Source organism: Bacillus sp. JK106 (assembly GCF_053663355.1).
On record NZ_JBSJQC010000004.1, the window covers coordinates 124790 to 139627 of the forward strand.

At 46.3% G+C, this 14838-nt stretch carries 16 protein-coding genes; 11 read left to right on the top strand and 5 right to left on the bottom strand.

Annotated elements, in window-relative coordinates; all coding sequences use genetic code 11:
* The first annotated feature begins 44 nt into the window (after positions 1-44).
* Complete coding sequence (locus ACWJJS_RS15955; protein WP_017419364.1) at positions 45-506, top strand: MarR family transcriptional regulator; 462 nt, start codon at positions 45-47, stop codon at positions 504-506.
* Between the two features lie 58 nt (positions 507-564).
* On the opposite strand, the gene ACWJJS_RS15960 is transcribed toward ACWJJS_RS15955, so the two are convergent.
* Positions 565-1347, bottom strand: coding sequence for a MerR family transcriptional regulator (locus ACWJJS_RS15960; RefSeq protein ID WP_454023703.1), 783 nt, complete (start codon positions 1345-1347; stop codon positions 565-567).
* A gap of 216 nt (positions 1348-1563) precedes the next feature.
* On the opposite strand from ACWJJS_RS15960, the gene ACWJJS_RS15965 reads away from it, so the two are divergent.
* The gene (locus ACWJJS_RS15965) at positions 1564-2193 is read left to right on the top strand and encodes a LysE family translocator (RefSeq protein ID WP_007409057.1); all 630 of its coding nucleotides are present in this window, start codon (positions 1564-1566) and stop codon (positions 2191-2193) included.
* A gap of 64 nt (positions 2194-2257) precedes the next feature.
* Positions 2258-3019: a YqcI/YcgG family protein gene (locus tag ACWJJS_RS15970; protein WP_128574906.1), complete on the top strand. Its 762-nt coding sequence runs from the start codon at positions 2258-2260 to the stop codon at positions 3017-3019.
* A gap of 1 nt (position 3020) precedes the next feature.
* Here the strand turns inward: ACWJJS_RS15970 and ACWJJS_RS15975 are convergent, their stop codons facing one another.
* Positions 3021-4349 (bottom strand): amino acid permease, encoded by a 1329-nt coding sequence (locus ACWJJS_RS15975; protein WP_007409059.1) that lies wholly within the window; start codon positions 4347-4349, stop codon positions 3021-3023.
* Between the two features lie 124 nt (positions 4350-4473).
* Between ACWJJS_RS15975 and ACWJJS_RS15980 the strand changes: the two genes are divergently transcribed.
* Together ACWJJS_RS15980 and nadE are read left to right on the top strand one after the other, a co-directional pair.
* Complete coding sequence (locus ACWJJS_RS15980) at positions 4474-5070, top strand: DUF1989 domain-containing protein (protein ID WP_011996295.1); 597 nt, start codon at positions 4474-4476, stop codon at positions 5068-5070.
* A 134-nt stretch (positions 5071-5204) separates the two neighbouring features.
* The gene (gene nadE, locus ACWJJS_RS15985; RefSeq protein ID WP_007409061.1) at positions 5205-6023 is read left to right on the top strand and encodes an ammonia-dependent NAD(+) synthetase; all 819 of its coding nucleotides are present in this window, start codon (positions 5205-5207) and stop codon (positions 6021-6023) included.
* Between the two features lie 45 nt (positions 6024-6068).
* Here nadE and ACWJJS_RS15990 read toward each other — a convergent pair whose 3' ends face one another.
* The 3 genes from ACWJJS_RS15990 to ACWJJS_RS16000 all read right to left on the bottom strand — a co-directional run bounded on the left by ACWJJS_RS15990 (position 6069) and on the right by ACWJJS_RS16000 (position 7971).
* Complete coding sequence (locus ACWJJS_RS15990) at positions 6069-6353, bottom strand: antimicrobial peptide LCI (protein WP_077721764.1); 285 nt, start codon at positions 6351-6353, stop codon at positions 6069-6071.
* Between the two features lie 181 nt (positions 6354-6534).
* Entirely contained in the window at positions 6535-7128 is a 594-nt protein-coding gene (gene tmrB / locus ACWJJS_RS15995) for a tunicamycin resistance ATP-binding TmrB (RefSeq protein ID WP_077721765.1), read from the bottom strand.
* 54 nt (positions 7129-7182) lie between these two features.
* Positions 7183-7971, bottom strand: a complete 789-nt coding sequence (locus ACWJJS_RS16000) for a sugar phosphate isomerase/epimerase family protein (RefSeq protein ID WP_326359137.1) — start codon at positions 7969-7971, stop codon at positions 7183-7185.
* A 198-nt stretch (positions 7972-8169) separates the two neighbouring features.
* Here ACWJJS_RS16000 and ACWJJS_RS16005 point away from each other — a divergent pair, with 198 nt between their 5' ends.
* The 6 genes from ACWJJS_RS16005 (at position 8170) to pruA (ending at position 14780) form a co-directional block, all read left to right on the top strand.
* Complete coding sequence (locus tag ACWJJS_RS16005; RefSeq protein ID WP_353575501.1) at positions 8170-9480, top strand: MFS transporter; 1311 nt, start codon at positions 8170-8172, stop codon at positions 9478-9480.
* 125 nt (positions 9481-9605) lie between these two features.
* Positions 9606-10166: a shikimate kinase gene (locus tag ACWJJS_RS16010; RefSeq protein WP_003156609.1), complete on the top strand. Its 561-nt coding sequence runs from the start codon at positions 9606-9608 to the stop codon at positions 10164-10166.
* Between the two features lie 144 nt (positions 10167-10310).
* Positions 10311-11267, top strand: a complete 957-nt coding sequence (cah, locus tag ACWJJS_RS16015; RefSeq protein ID WP_326363157.1) for a cephalosporin C deacetylase — start codon at positions 10311-10313, stop codon at positions 11265-11267.
* Between the two features lie 63 nt (positions 11268-11330).
* Positions 11331-12116 (top strand): nucleotidyltransferase domain-containing protein, encoded by a 786-nt coding sequence (locus ACWJJS_RS16020; RefSeq protein WP_454023704.1) that lies wholly within the window; start codon positions 11331-11333, stop codon positions 12114-12116.
* Between the two features lie 187 nt (positions 12117-12303).
* Positions 12304-13215: a proline dehydrogenase family protein gene (locus ACWJJS_RS16025; protein WP_454023745.1), complete on the top strand. Its 912-nt coding sequence runs from the start codon at positions 12304-12306 to the stop codon at positions 13213-13215.
* A 17-nt stretch (positions 13216-13232) separates the two neighbouring features.
* Positions 13233-14780, top strand: coding sequence for an L-glutamate gamma-semialdehyde dehydrogenase (gene pruA / locus ACWJJS_RS16030; RefSeq protein ID WP_071181519.1), 1548 nt, complete (start codon positions 13233-13235; stop codon positions 14778-14780).
* Positions 14781-14838 lie beyond the last annotated feature (58 nt).

Consider the following 14838-nt stretch of genomic DNA (forward strand, 5'->3'; position numbering starts at 1 on the left):
TCTTGATCGTCAAGATAAATTGATTTTATAGGGAGGCCTGTCAGTTGTCAACAAGAAATACCAGAAGCGAGACGGAGGAAACCGCCATACAGTTATTCCGGAAGATGGCCACAAGGACGATCCTTTTTCATCAGGCGGCCGCTCAATCTCTCGGTCTGTTTCCGACCGATTTGAAATCAGCTGATATCTTAAATGAAGCAGGCCCGATGACCGCAGGCGAGCTCGGGAAAAAAACCGGCCTCAGCACAGGTTCGGTAACGGCGCTCATTGACCGGCTCGAAAAAGCGGGATATGTCATGAGGAAAAAAGACCCCGAAGACAAACGGCGGGTGATCATCGTGCCGCTGACAGCCGGAAAAGCGAATGTGAAGCAATTGTTCAGCTCCTTATCCCAGTCCACGATCAGCCTTTGCCGGCAATATAAAGAAGAAGAACTGCGGCTGATATTCGATTTTTTAGGAAAAGTGACGGACATAATGGAAGACGAGCTTGAGAAATTAAAATAAATTACTAATCAAAGAAGGCCTAACAGAAATTTTCTATTAGGCTTCTTAATATTTTTATTCAATTGATACTTTTGAAAATTTTTCTTAGTAAATTGAATTCATTGATGTCTTTGAACGTATAATCAGACATTCCTGTATTCTGATTAATAGCGACAACCTGTTTGTTGGTTATACTGTGAAAGATATCATAAGTTTCATTGTGTTTGTTGTGTGATTTAGTATCAGGTTGTTCTTGAGAATTTAACCTTTTGCTTGTGTTTTTAAGTTTCGCAAATAAATCAAATTGTTCTTTCGTGAATAATAATTGTCCTGCTTTATTTTTTTTAGGTACAATATTATGTACCTTTGCCCATTTTCTAATATTCCATTGGTCTGTACCTATTTTTTCGCTGATTTCTCTAGTTGTAAAAAATATTTTGGAATTATTCTTTGGAGCTGGTGTACCGCTCTTATCAATAACAGGTATTTTTTTTGCCAGTTTTTTAAGCTTTATTTTTGTTTCTTTTGTGTTTAACTCTTTGGAGTTATTTGCTAAGAAAAGGTTACATCTCCTATAGTCTAGGAAGTTATCTGAAATAAATGTTACTTGTTGAGTGTTATTAGTTGTTTTTTCATATAGTCCAAGTATAAAACGTTTTAAGTTTAACTGCTTACCATTACTAAACGTCGTAACGAAATAAAAACCTCTTTTGTCCCTGCTAAGGCTCCATCTACCTTCAATGCTAGAAACTTGTGGGAGGTCGTGTGTATCTATGTATATTTCTTTTTGCTCACCAGACTTTTTATGCTCACAAAACATAATGGTTATGTCATTGTCTAGGTTTACGTATTCATTTAACATCATTAAAACTCCTCGAAAATTTTAGTTCATAACTTTAGTAGCTAACTTGATGGGTAATATTATATATATACAAGGGTCTTAAGACAACTGTTATTAAGTTATACTGGATAAATATTTAAATACTCATGAAAATTCGAAACTATAGGCGTTGTTTTTTGCATAGCACGGCCCATTCATGAATAACTTGTACAAGTTGCATGAATGAGGGGGAAGCCAATGAACATCTTTTTAAGCTACATCGTTCTCGGGCTGTCATTGTCAGCACCTGTCGGACCGGTCAATGCGGCGCAAATTGACAAAGGCATCAAAAACGGCTTTTGGCATGCATGGATTTTCGGTCTCGGCGCCATGGCCGCGGACGGGCTGTATATGATTCTGATCTATTTCGGGCTGTCTCAATTTTTGACCGCTCCTTTTGTAAAAACGTTTTTGTGGCTCTTCGGTTTTTTCGTGCTGACCTACACGGGAGTCGAAACGTTAAAAAATATAAGGGAAGCCATGAATGTCAGAAGCGGAAAAGGAAAACCGGCTTTTTACAAAACATTCGGCGCGGGATTTTTTATTTCTCTTTCCAACCCGCTGAGCATTTTATTCTGGCTCGGCATATACGGGAGCATTCTCGCCAAAACCGCTGAATCCTTCGATGCAAATCAGCTTTTGATTTACAGCTCCGGCATTCTTCTCGGCATTTTGATCTGGGATTTCTGCATGGCGGTCGCCGCGAGCACTTTCAGAAATCTCCTTCATGAAAAAGCGCTCCGCTGGCTGACGGGAGCGGCGGGTGTGTCTTTGATCGTTTTCGGGTTTTATTTCGGATGGCAGGGGATTCAAATGCTCATCTCATAAATAGAAGAGTCACCCATCGCCTATCTCCGTCATAACGTATCATGACGATACTGGAGGTGGGCAGATGGCAAGCGGGCTGTACACAAAAAGTTGCCTTGAGGAAAAGTTATTGGATCTGCCAAATTGGCAGAGAATCGCTTTTGAGCTTCTATCAGAAAAAGTAGGCGATAAAGCGGATACGTTTCCGTGCATTCCCGGACGTCAGGGATTTTTGACAGATCAGCTCCGGATATCCTTTGCGGGTGATCCCCGCGAAGAGGGAACCCCGGAGGAAGTGGGGATGCTGCTGTCAGAGTACGGAAAGATCTCAAGGAATACCGGAAGATACGCGTCGCTGCTTGTGATTTTTGATACGCCTGAGGATTTAGCTGAGCATTATTCCGTTGAGGCGTATGAAGAGCTGTTCTGGTCTTTTTTAAACCGGCTGAGCGGCTGCGACCCGAAAGACTGGCCGGAAGACATGCCGGAAGACCCTGAACATTATAAATGGGAGTTCTGCTTTGACGGCGAACCGTATTTTATTCTGTGCGCGACGCCTGCGCATGAAGCGAGACAAAGCAGAAGCTTCCCGTTTTTTATGCTGGCGTTTCAGCCAAGATGGATTTTCGAAGGATTAAATGATTCAACCGCGTTCGGAAGAAACATGAGCCGGCTGATCAGAAAACGCTTAGAGGCGTATGATGAAGCCCCTCTTCATCCCCGATTGGGGTGGTACGGAGGAAAAGACAATTTAGAATGGAAGCAATATTTCCTCCGTGATGATGAGACCCAAGTGTCAAAGTGTCCCTTTTCTTATTTGAAGAGACTGTTTAAACCGACGAAATAAGCTATGATCCGGCAGGGCTGTGTCCCTGCTTTTTTTGTACGATCCATGTCACGATCGCAATGACGGCGAGAAAACAAAGGCTGACCAGAAAACCGGGCCGGCTCGATTTCTCAAACAGCGTCCCGGAGACGGCCGCGACAATCAGCACAAGGGCGATAACAATCTGTACGGTTCCCATCTTTGTCGTTTCAAGCAGTTTCTTGCCCGAGAACAAAATGAACAGCCACGTATAAAGAAGCATCAGGCCCGCCGCGGTTGTCATGTGTTCATATATATTTTTCGGCAGCACCAATGACAGGATGATGGAGACGATGAGTCCGGCAAACGTCAATCCGAGCGCGGGCCAGCAGATTTTTTTGTTTTCCTTTAATCTGAAGCATTTCGGCGCATCCCCGTCATCGGCCATTGTACAAAGCAATGTCGTCACGGCAAACAGCGAGGCGACGAGCGTGGAAAATCCCGCAATAATAAAAATTCCGTTAAAAATATCAAGAATGATATCTAAATGAAAACCCTTCAGCGATGTAATAAACGGGCTGTCCTGTTCGGTGAATTTGCCCAGCGGCACTAACAGCAGCGCCAGGCCGAGAGAAATGACGTAAATTACCGCAAGAACGGCAAGCATCAGCCGGCCTGATTTAGAGGCTTCCTCCGGTTTTTTCAAATGCACGGTCATCAGCCCCAAGACTTCAATTCCTCCGAAGGCGTAAAACGCATAAATCAGTCCCGTCCATAACCCCATCGCTCCGTGCGGGAACAAATCCTTTGATTCGTTCGGCACCTGCACATCCGGTTTATGAGAAAATATACCGCACAGCGCCAATATGGCGATCACGATAAACATAAAAATCGCCGCCGTCTTGACAACAGCGAGCACATTTTCCGTTTTTTGAAAAACGGACAGCCCCGTAAATATAATCAAAAGACCGAGCACCGCATAGATGGAGGCGAAAATCCACAGCGGCACATTCGGAAACCAATGCTTCGTAAACAGCGAGATCGCTGTCAGCTGGCTTCCCGTGATCAGCATCTCGGACGACCAGTACACCCATCCGTTGCTGAAACCGGCCCAAGTGCCGAAAGCCTTTCTCGCATAGGCGCAAAAAGACCCCTTTTCGGGCTGTTTGGCCGAAAGCTTCGCGAGCTGCTCAAAGACAAAATAGGTGCCAAGCCCGGCAATAAGAAATGAGATCAGCGCGGAATATCCGCTTTTGACAATAGCGATGCTGGACCCGAGAAAAAAGCCCGTCCCGATTGTGCAGCCGACACCGATTAAGGAGAGCTGCCACCAAGCGAGATTTCCTTTAGGCTGGTCCTGTGATTTACCCATGAAGTTCAACCCCTTTATCAAAGCTTAGATTGCGGCCGTCAGAAGGGGAATATACATCCAATAAATTGCTTTACATGAAACAAACGGCCGGAGTTCATAATAGAAGAAAAAAAGGAGCAGTCTGATGACACAGCAATTTATCGTACCGCCGAAAAAAGGGCTTGGCCTGAAGGTTCACAAAGGGCAGATCATAAAAGTAGTCGATGTGGAAGGACAGCAGGTGGCTGATTTTACGGCGTATCATGCCAAGGACTTTTATGAGCATCTTGATCAGGGCGCGACGATTGATGCCAACCAGTCCATTCATGTAAAAACGGGTGACCATATTTATTCGAATTTATACAAGCCGATGCTGACGCTGATTGAGGATACAGTCGGCAAGCATGACCTGCTGCTTCCCGCCTGCCGTCCGGATATGAACAGGCTTTTATACGGAAAGCATAAAGATGAGCTCCAGGATACGTGCTATGACAATATGAGCGGGGCGCTTGAACCGTTCGGGGTGCCGCGGCCGCATATGCATTACCCATTTGCCATCTTTATGAACACGGTGCTCGATGAGAAGGGGAACTTATCAGTCGAAACGCCTCTTTCTGACGCGGGTGATTATGTACGGCTCCGTGCGGAAATGGATCTCGTCGTTGCATTTTCATCCTGTCCGATCGAAAAAGGAAAATGCAACGGCGACAGCATCACGGCGCTGCGGGTGGAAATCAGCTGATCCCGGTGTATTTGATTCACTTAAAAACTGCACCTGTGCTATATTTAACAAAGAGTCGTACATAGTGGCATGATTCATTTTCAGCATGAACGGGAAATGAATCATAAAGAAACAATGCAGGAGGAGTGATTGGGATGAGCATCCAGAAACAAATTATGAATGATCTCCATGTAAAACCCTCAATTGATCCGAAACAAGAAATTGAGGACAGAGTGAACTTTCTGAAACAATATTTGAAAAAAACAGGTGCCAAAGGCTTTGTGCTCGGCATCAGCGGCGGGCAGGATTCCACGCTTGCGGGACGCCTCGCCCAATTGGCGGCTGAAAGCATCAGAGAAGAAGGCGGAAACGCGGAATTTATCGCCGTCCGTCTTCCGCACGGCACACAGCAGGATGAGGATGACGCCCAATTGGCGCTCAAATTCATTAAACCTGATAAATCATGGACATTTGATATTAAGTCCGCTGTCAGCGCGTTCGCCGATCAGTACAAAAAAGACACGGGCGATCAGCTGTCTGACTTTAACAAAGGAAATGTAAAAGCCAGAATGAGGATGATCGCTCAATATGCCATCGGCGGACAAGAGGGCCTGCTTGTCATCGGAACCGACCATGCGGCCGAGGCAGTGACCGGTTTCTTCACGAAATACGGTGACGGCGGAGCTGATCTGCTGCCGCTGACCGGATTAACGAAACGCCAGGGCAGACGTTTATTAGAAGAGCTCGGCGCGCCGGAACGCCTTTATTTGAAATTACCGACGGCCGATCTGCTTGATGAAAAACCGCAGCAGACGGATGAGACCGAACTCGGCATCACATACAATGACATTGATGATTATTTAGAAGGCAAGGACGTTTCTTCCGAAGTGATTGAGGCGCTGGAAAAACGCTACCTCAGTACGGAGCACAAGCGCCAGGTGCCGGCATCAATGTTTGATGATTGGTGGAAATAGAATGAAAAAACCTCCCTTTTGAAAGGGAGGTTTTTGTTATCGTTTTTATTTATCTACACTTTCATAAACCCCTATCCAAATCCCTCTGCCGCTGTCATAAGTTTTACTTTTGAAAATCCACGTTGTTCCGTTTAAAACGAAAGAAGCAGCGAAATTGCCGTCAGGGCTTTGAACGAGCTTGATGGCATTAATGCCAACATCTGCTTTCGTTGAGATTGGGCTATTTTCCACGGATGCGGATGCTGTTGGTGATGCGGCAAAGGCAGGAGCGGCAGACATCAGTAAGGCAAGAGACAGCGCAGAACCGGTTAACACTTTTTTGAATTTCATTTCGAACACTCCCTTTTCAAATGAAATGTATTACAGTGTTAATAATTAGATGATTATCCATATAATTCCTTCTTTATTTCTAAAATTTTTTTCTTAAAGTTGAAAAAAACATCCCTTCGGAGGGACTTTTTATTTATTGATCCATTTGCATGGATCAGGGACATGTTTTCAAAACATTTTTTTATTTGATACGGATATGATTCAGCTTCACCATTAATTTGTCGGTGAATCTTCGAAGGCTGCCTCTCGAATCAGGCTCAAGAGGCAGATTTGCTTGGGCAGCGATCGTTTCTGCGACCTGCTGAATAGACATTTGGTCTGTATGGAGATGTTCTGTGAAGAGGCTATCAGACAGGCTGTTGATGCAGCGGTCGATTTGTTTTGCGGCCCAGGAGCTTTTTCCTTCCGCTCTGGTGCGCAGGCGTTTCAGCAATGTTTCCTTTGAAGCCAGCAGGGTAAAGTGGTGAATGGTCCGGCCATCCTGTCTCAGCCTGCTGATAATGTCATGGAAGTATTGATCGTTCGTAATGGTCATGGGCACAATGATGATGTCCTGATATGTATCTGACAAATAGGAAAGCATGCTGTAATTGAATTCCCGCCATAGAGGGTAGCTTTGAAAGTCATCTTCAGCGATATCCGGCGGTATCATCGAACGCATCGCAAACCCCATCTTTTCAGGATCATATACGTAAGACGGTTTCAGTCTTCTGTGCAGTTCAAACGCTGTTTGTGTTTTTCCGGAACCGAAAGCCCCATTTATCCAAATGATCATCATGATATCCCCCTTTTTCTATATGATACAAAAAAAGACCCTTCGATCGAAGAGTCAGCGGGAAAAAACAGACGTATATTCCCGGAGCGATTCCTTTATATGCGTAAAGGCATGTTCTCCAAAATACTCAAGAGAAACAAAACCGTCATATTGTCTGTTCATCAGCTCTTTTAAAAATGCTTTTTGATCGAGATCTCCTTGAAAAATCGGAGTTGGCTTGCTGAGATACCAGTTGTCAAAATTCCAGTGATAGTTTTTCAGATGAATATGGCTTACGGTATGATACAGCTTTTCTAAAGCGGACATTTGGTCAACGTGATTGACGTGTAGGTTGGAGCCGTCAAAAATGGTGCGGACCCGCGGATGGCCGACATCCTCCAAAAATGCCAGCGCCGCCTCCGGTGTATCCGCGTACGTATCGTAATGAATCTCAAGCCCGATATCGACTTCATAGTCATCTGCGAGCCGTGCCGACTGCTGAAATTGATCAACCGCACGTTGCCACTTTTCCGGTGACGTCCGATGCGAAGGAAGATTGCCGGCAAAGACTCTGATCAAGGGGCTGTGCAGCTGTCGTGCCGCGCTTAATGCCCTTTGAACATCCTTTAACGCCTGCCTTTCATCCTGAGCGGCGAAGTCAGTGTACAAACTGACGGCAGGCACCCCGATGCCTTCCTCCTGAAGCTGCTGATCAAGCCTGTCGAGCGGGCCGATTTCCTCTATATATTGTTTAGCGTGTCCGTACCACAGTTCGATTCCGTCAAAGGAGTGCTCCTTTGCGAAAGAAATGATGTCGAAAATATGCTTTTTTTTAAATCCTGTCGTGCAAAAACTCAGTTTCATCGGTAATCCTCCCGTAACTGTATATGTGTACTTTTCCCCGGGTGAGATACGGATAAACAGGTGAAAAGGGCAGACACTTTTATAAGCAGGGTGTCAGTGCGGCATACAAATTGTTTAGCGCTTTTTTGCGTCAAAGTATTAAATAATTGACCGAAGTGTTGTACAATTAATTTCATTCGAGTAAGGGGGGAGAAGCCATTGAAAAATGAAACGGAGCTGACGGACTTCAGTCCCGTCCGCAATAAACCGACTCGCGCTCGTTATGTGATACTGTTTCTTTTGTTTTTTATCACTGCGATTAATTATATAGACCGTGCCAGTGTATCCATCGCCGCCCCGTCCATTCAGACATCGCTGAACATAAGCCCCGCGCTTTTGGGCGTCGTCTTTTCCGCATTCAGCTGGACCTATACGGGTATGCAGATTCCCAGCGGGCTCATTTTGGACAAATTCGGGTCAAAACGGACGTACGGCGTTTCTTTAATGATCTGGTCTGTTTTCACCGGAGTGCAGGCTTTTGCGGCCAGTTTCGGGTTTTTATTCGGCTGCCGCCTGATTATCGGGCTGGCTGAATCGCCTGCGTTTCCGGCAAACAACCGGATTGTCACGACATGGTTTCCAAGGCGGGAACGCGCCTTTGCGACGGGTGTTTATACGGCGGGGGAATATGTGGGACTGGCGTTCGCCACACCGGTTTTATTCTGGGTGTTAACGGCATTTGACTGGCGCGCCGTCTTTATTTCTTCAGGCGTGCTCGGGCTTGTTTTCTCCGTTTTCTGGTTCAAAATGTATCACGAGCCGAATCGGTACCGGAAAGTGAACCGGGAAGAGCTTGATTATATTAGAGAAGGCGGCGGACTGACAGAGGTGTCTGAATCAGCCGGCAGGATCACGTGGCGGGATTTCGTCCAGCTTCTTAAATACCGCAAGCTTGTCGGCTTGTATATCGGCCAATTCGCCGTAGCCTCCACGCTGTTCTTCTTTTTGACATGGTTTCCGACTTATCTGGCGGAGGCAAAGCACATGGCATTCTTGAAAGTCGGCTTCGCCGCATCAATCCCGTATATCGCCGCCTTTTTCGGCGTATTGTTCGGCGGATATTGGTCTGACGGAATGATGAAACGGGGCGTGTCGGTGAACGTTGCCCGAAAAACCCCCGTCATCCTCGGTCTTCTGCTGACAGGCTCCATCGTGCTCGCGAATGTTACGGATTCTGCTCCTGCGGTTTTGACGATCTTATCCATTGCTTCTTTTGCGCAGGGCATGTCCAATATATCCTGGACGATGCTGAGTGAGGTGGCGCCAAGCGAAACAATCGGATTGGCAGGAGGCGTGTTTAACTTTTTCGCCAATATGGCCGGCATTATCACCCCGCTTATCATCGGGTTTATCGTTTCTGCGACCGGTTCATATAACGGAGCGATTCTGTTTGTCGGCGCTGTCGCATTTATCGGGGCATTTTCTTATATTTTCATTGTCGGAAAGGTGGAACGCATTACGCTCCGATAGAAAGAAAAACTCATCTCTTCTTATAAAGGATGGGTTTTCTTTCATTGCATTATCTCTATATTTCAATATTGAGTTATCATATAATAAACATAACTTTTTCATTTCTTAGGAGGATTTCGCCGAAGATGAACGCAAAACGTGCCATTCCCGTAAGAGAAAGAAATATCGTACTGATCGGATTCATGGGGGTCGGAAAGACAACAATCGGCCAGCTGGTCGCTAAGAAATTATACAGAGACTTCATTGATATTGATTTGCAGATTGAGAAAGATTTCAATATGTCCATCCCTGAAATGTTTGAGAAAAAAGGTGAAGCCTTTTTCCGTCAGACCGAAAAGGATTATATATTAGATATCTGCCGCAATACGAAATTCAAGATCGTGTCGCTTGGGGGCGGTTCGTTTAAACAAGAGGAAATCAGACAGTGCTGTCTTGAAAACTGTCTCGTGCTCCATCTTGATTTATCATGGGAGAATTGGAAGCAGCGGGCTGACCTGCTGATTGAAAGCCGTCCCGTTCTGCATAACCGTTCCATGGATGAAATGCAGCAGCTCTTTAACGAGCGCCAAAGCATCTATGATAAACATAATTCAAAAGTGGCAACGGATAATCTGGAACCAGAAGAAATCGCCGATTATATCGTAGAAACGTTAAAAATCGGCTGGGATCTGTATCAGCCGATGTAAAAAGAGCCGTGACGCTGTGAGCGTACGGCTTTTTTGTTTTCTTTTAAACAAACGTTTATTAAAATTTTTAGAAAATGAGTGTAAAATCGTGTTAAGATAGAGTCAGAAAATTAAATCTTATAAAACAAAGGAGAATAATCGGATATGCAATTATACGACTTGCCGCTCGACCAACTGCAAACCTATAAACCAAATAAAACCGCTCCTCATGACTTTTCGGATTTTTGGGCATCATCATTACATGAGCTTGCAAAGGAAGAGGCAAAGCCTGATTTGACGCCTGAAAGCTACCCGGCTGACGGCGTGAAAGTATTCCGGCTGAAATACCGAAGCTTCGGCAAGGCGGAAATTGAGGGATGGTACGCCGTTCCCGACCGAAAAGGCCCGCATCCGGCCATCGTGAAATACCACGGCTACAACGCGAGCTATGACGGGGACATACATGACATCGTAAATTGGGCGCTTCACGGATATGCCGCGTTCGGGATGCTTGTCCGCGGCCAGCACAGCAGCACAGATACAAGCGTCTCACCGCATGGACACGTTCCCGGCTGGATGACGAAAGGGATTTTAGATAAAGATACATATTATTACCGCGGCGTGTACTTAGACGCCGTCCGGGCTTTGGAAGTCATCAGCGGCTTTGATGAAGTGGATGAAACGAGAATCGCCGTCATCGGCGGGAGCCAGGGAGGCGGACTTTCAATCGCCGCGGCGGCACTATCTGACATTCCGAGAGCGGTTGCGGCCGATTATCCTTATTTAAGCAATTTTGAGCGGGCCATTGATGTCGCTCTTGATGAGCCGTATCTTGAGATTAACTCCTTTTTCAGAAAGAACGGCAGCCCTGAGACGGAGAAGGCCGCGATGAATACACTGGCCTATTTTGATATCATGAATCTGGCGGACCGCGTAAAAGTTCCGGTGCTCATGTCCATCGGGCTGATTGACCGCGTGACTCCGCCGTCGACGGTGTTTGCCGCTTACAACCATCTGGAAACGGAAAAAGAATTGAAGGTGTACCGATATTTCGGACATGAATACATACCTTCTTTCCATACGGAAAAGCTGGCCTTTCTGAAAGCGCATCTGAAAGGCTGACAGCAGCGAAAAGCCCAAGTACTTGGGCTTTTTTCGAATGATCACGGAAAAGGACGGATACAGATGAAACAAAGGATCATCGAAGAATTAAAACGAATTGAAGCACAGCACGGCGTCAAGGTGCTTTACGCCGTAGAATCAGGGAGCCGCGCATGGGGATTTCCGTCAAGCGACAGCGACTACGATGTGCGGTTTCTCTATGTGCCGAAAAAAGAATGGTACTTTTCGATCGAACCGCATAGGGATGTCATAGAAGAGCCGATTCATGACATGCTAGACATCAGCGGCTGGGAACTGAGAAAAGCGCTGCGGCTTTTTAAAAAATCAAATCCGCCTCTTTTGGAATGGCTCTCTTCTGAGATGATCTATTATGAAGCTTTCTCAGCGGCTGAAAAGCTTCGAAAACTGAAAATCCGCGCCTTTTCGCCTGAAGCCTGCATTTATCATTATCTCAATATGGCAAAACGGAATGAAAAAACGGAATTGCAGGGCAGTGAAGTGAAGATTAAAAAGTATTTTTATGTTCTGCGTCCTCTCCTTGCCTGCAGATGGATTGAAACGTTCGGCTCCGTACCGCCGATGTCATTTCCCGTACTGGCCGATGCCTTATTGACGGATGAAGCGCTCATTTCTGAAATCAATATACTGCTTACAAGGAAAAAAAGCGGTCAGGAGCTGGCTCCGGAACCGAGAAATACGATGATTCATGCGTTTATAGAAGAAGAAATAGAACGCATCGGGCACTATGTCAAAACGATCAAAACGCCGAAACCTGACATAACGGAGGAACTGAATCAGCTATTGATTCAGACCGACGAAGAGGCGTGGGGGGAAAAAGGCGGAAATTGACGATTGCCGTCATTTCCGTCCGCCTTTTTTCGGCATAATCCGCCTGCTATCTAAGAAGCTGATTGTGGTAAAACCACAAAAATTTATCAGAATCTTTGTATTTTTAGAATATTGTGAGAGGATGTTTTGTCCATTTACAATAGACTCATACAAATACTTCTTAGATTGCGGGGTGTTAAGGTTGGAAGTGATTACAAGAGATTTTTTCTTATTTTTATCCAAGAGCAGCTTTCTCAATAAGATGGCGCGAAGCTGGGGAAGCCGTGTGGCAGCCGGCAAAATCATCGGAGGAATGGATTTCCGCAGTTCTATCCCGACAATCCGACATTTGAACAGCCAGGGGCTGTCAGTTACTGTCGATCATTTGGGGGAATTTGTAAACAGTGGTGACGTCGCGAAAGAACGCACCGAGGAGTGCATGCAGACCATCGCCTTAATTGCTGATGAACAGCTGAATTCCCAAGTGTCATTAAAAATGACGTCTTTAGGTCTTGATATAGATCTCGATCTCGTCTATGAAAATATGACGAAAATCCTCCAGACGGCTGAAAAACATAAAGTCATGGTGACGATTGACATGGAAGATGAAACGAGATGCCAGAAAACGCTGGATATCTTTAAAGACTTCCGGAGCCGGTATGAATATGTAAGCACCGTGGTGCAGGCTTATCTGTACAGAACGGAGAAGGATATTGATGACCTCAGCCCGCTGAATCCGTTTCTGCGGCTTGTCAAAGGGGCCTATAAAGAATCGGAAAAGGTGGCCTATCCTGAAAAAAGCGACGTCGATGAAAATTATAAAAGACTCATCCGCAAACAGCTTTTAAAAGGACATTATACGGCAGTCGCCACGCATGATGACAAAATGATCGAGTTTACAAAACAGCTTGCCAAAGAGCACGGCATTTCAAACGACCGTTTTGAGTTTCAGATGCTGTACGGCATGCGCTCGCAAACCCAGCTCAGCCTGGTGGAAGAAGGATACCGCATGAGAGTCTACCTGCCTTACGGGGATGACTGGTACGGCTATTTCATGAGACGGCTCGCCGAACGCCCCTCAAACATCGCATTCGCCTTTAAAGGAATGACTAAGAAGTAAAAAAGGGAGAGATGACAATGACTACACCTTATAAACACGAACCATTCACGAATTTCCAAGATCAATCGAACGTTGAAGAATTTAAGAAAGCGCTTGCGAAGGTAAATGAGTATCTGGGAAAAGATTATCCGCTCGTCATCAACGGTGAAAAGGTAGAGACGGAAGCGAAAATCGTATCCATTAACCCTGCAGACAAAGAAGAAGTCGTCGGAAAAGTGTCAAAGGCGTCCCAGGAGCACGCTGAGCAGGCGATTGAAGCGGCTGCGAAAGCGTTCGAAGAGTGGAGATACACATCCCCTGAAGAAAGAGCGGCCGTTCTGTTCCGCGCAGCTGCCAAAGTCCGCCGCAGAAAGCACGAATTCTCCGCCCTGCTCGTCAAGGAAGCGGGAAAACCTTGGAACGAAGCTGATGCGGATACGGCGGAAGCCATCGACTTTATGGAATACTACGCGCGCCAGATGGTTGAATTAGCAAAAGGCAAGCCGGTCAACAGCCGCGACGGCGAGAAGAACCAATATGTCTACACACCGACCGGCGTAACGGTCGTCATTCCGCCATGGAACTTCCTCTTTGCGATTATGGCGGGAACGACGGTGGCACCGATCGTAACGGGCAACACGGTCGTTCTTAAACCGGCAAGCGCGACACCGGTCATCGCGGCGAAATTCGTAGAAGTGCTTGAGGAATCAGGTCTTCCGAAGGGCGTTGTCAACTTTGTGCCGGGAAGCGGAGCGGAAGTGGGAGACTATCTCGTCGATCACCCGAAAACAAGCATCATTACGTTTACGGGATCACGTGAAGTCGGTACGAGAATTTTCGAACGCGCGGCGAAAGTGCAGCCGGGCCAGCAGCATTTAAAGCGTGTTATCGCTGAAATGGGCGGTAAAGATACGGTTGTTGTCGATGAGGACGCGGACATTGAATTGGCGGCTCAATCCATCTTTACATCAGCATTCGGCTTCGCGGGACAAAAATGTTCTGCAGGTTCACGTGCAGTTGTCCATGAAAAAGTGTATGATCAAGTATTGGAGCGCGTCATCGAAATCACTGAATCAAAAGTGACGGCAAGCCCTGACAGCGCTGACGTGTATATGGGACCTGTCATCGACCAAGGTTCTTACGACAAGATCATGAGCTACATTGAAATCGGAAAAGAAGAAGGCCGTTTAGTAAGCGGCGGCACCGGAGATGATTCAAAAGGCTACTTTATCAAGCCGACGATCTTCGCTGACCTTGATCCGAAAGCCAGACTCATGCAGGAAGAAATTTTCGGGCCTGTCGTGGCGTTTTCTAAAGTATCAAACTTTGATGAGGCGCTGGAAGTGGCCAACAATACTGAATACGGTTTGACAGGCGCGGTCATTACAAATAACCGCAAACATATTGAACGGGCGAAACAGGAATTCCATGTCGGCAACCTGTACTTCAACCGCAATTGTACGGGAGCGATTGTCGGCTACCATCCGTTCGGAGGCTTCAAAATGTCCGGCACTGATTCAAAAGCGGGCGGCCCGGATTATTTGGCCCTCCACATGCAGGCGAAAACAATCAGTGAAATGTTTTAAGAGGGACTGAATGGGCATCCTCCTCGCGGGGGGTGTCCATTTCACCATAAACCTATAA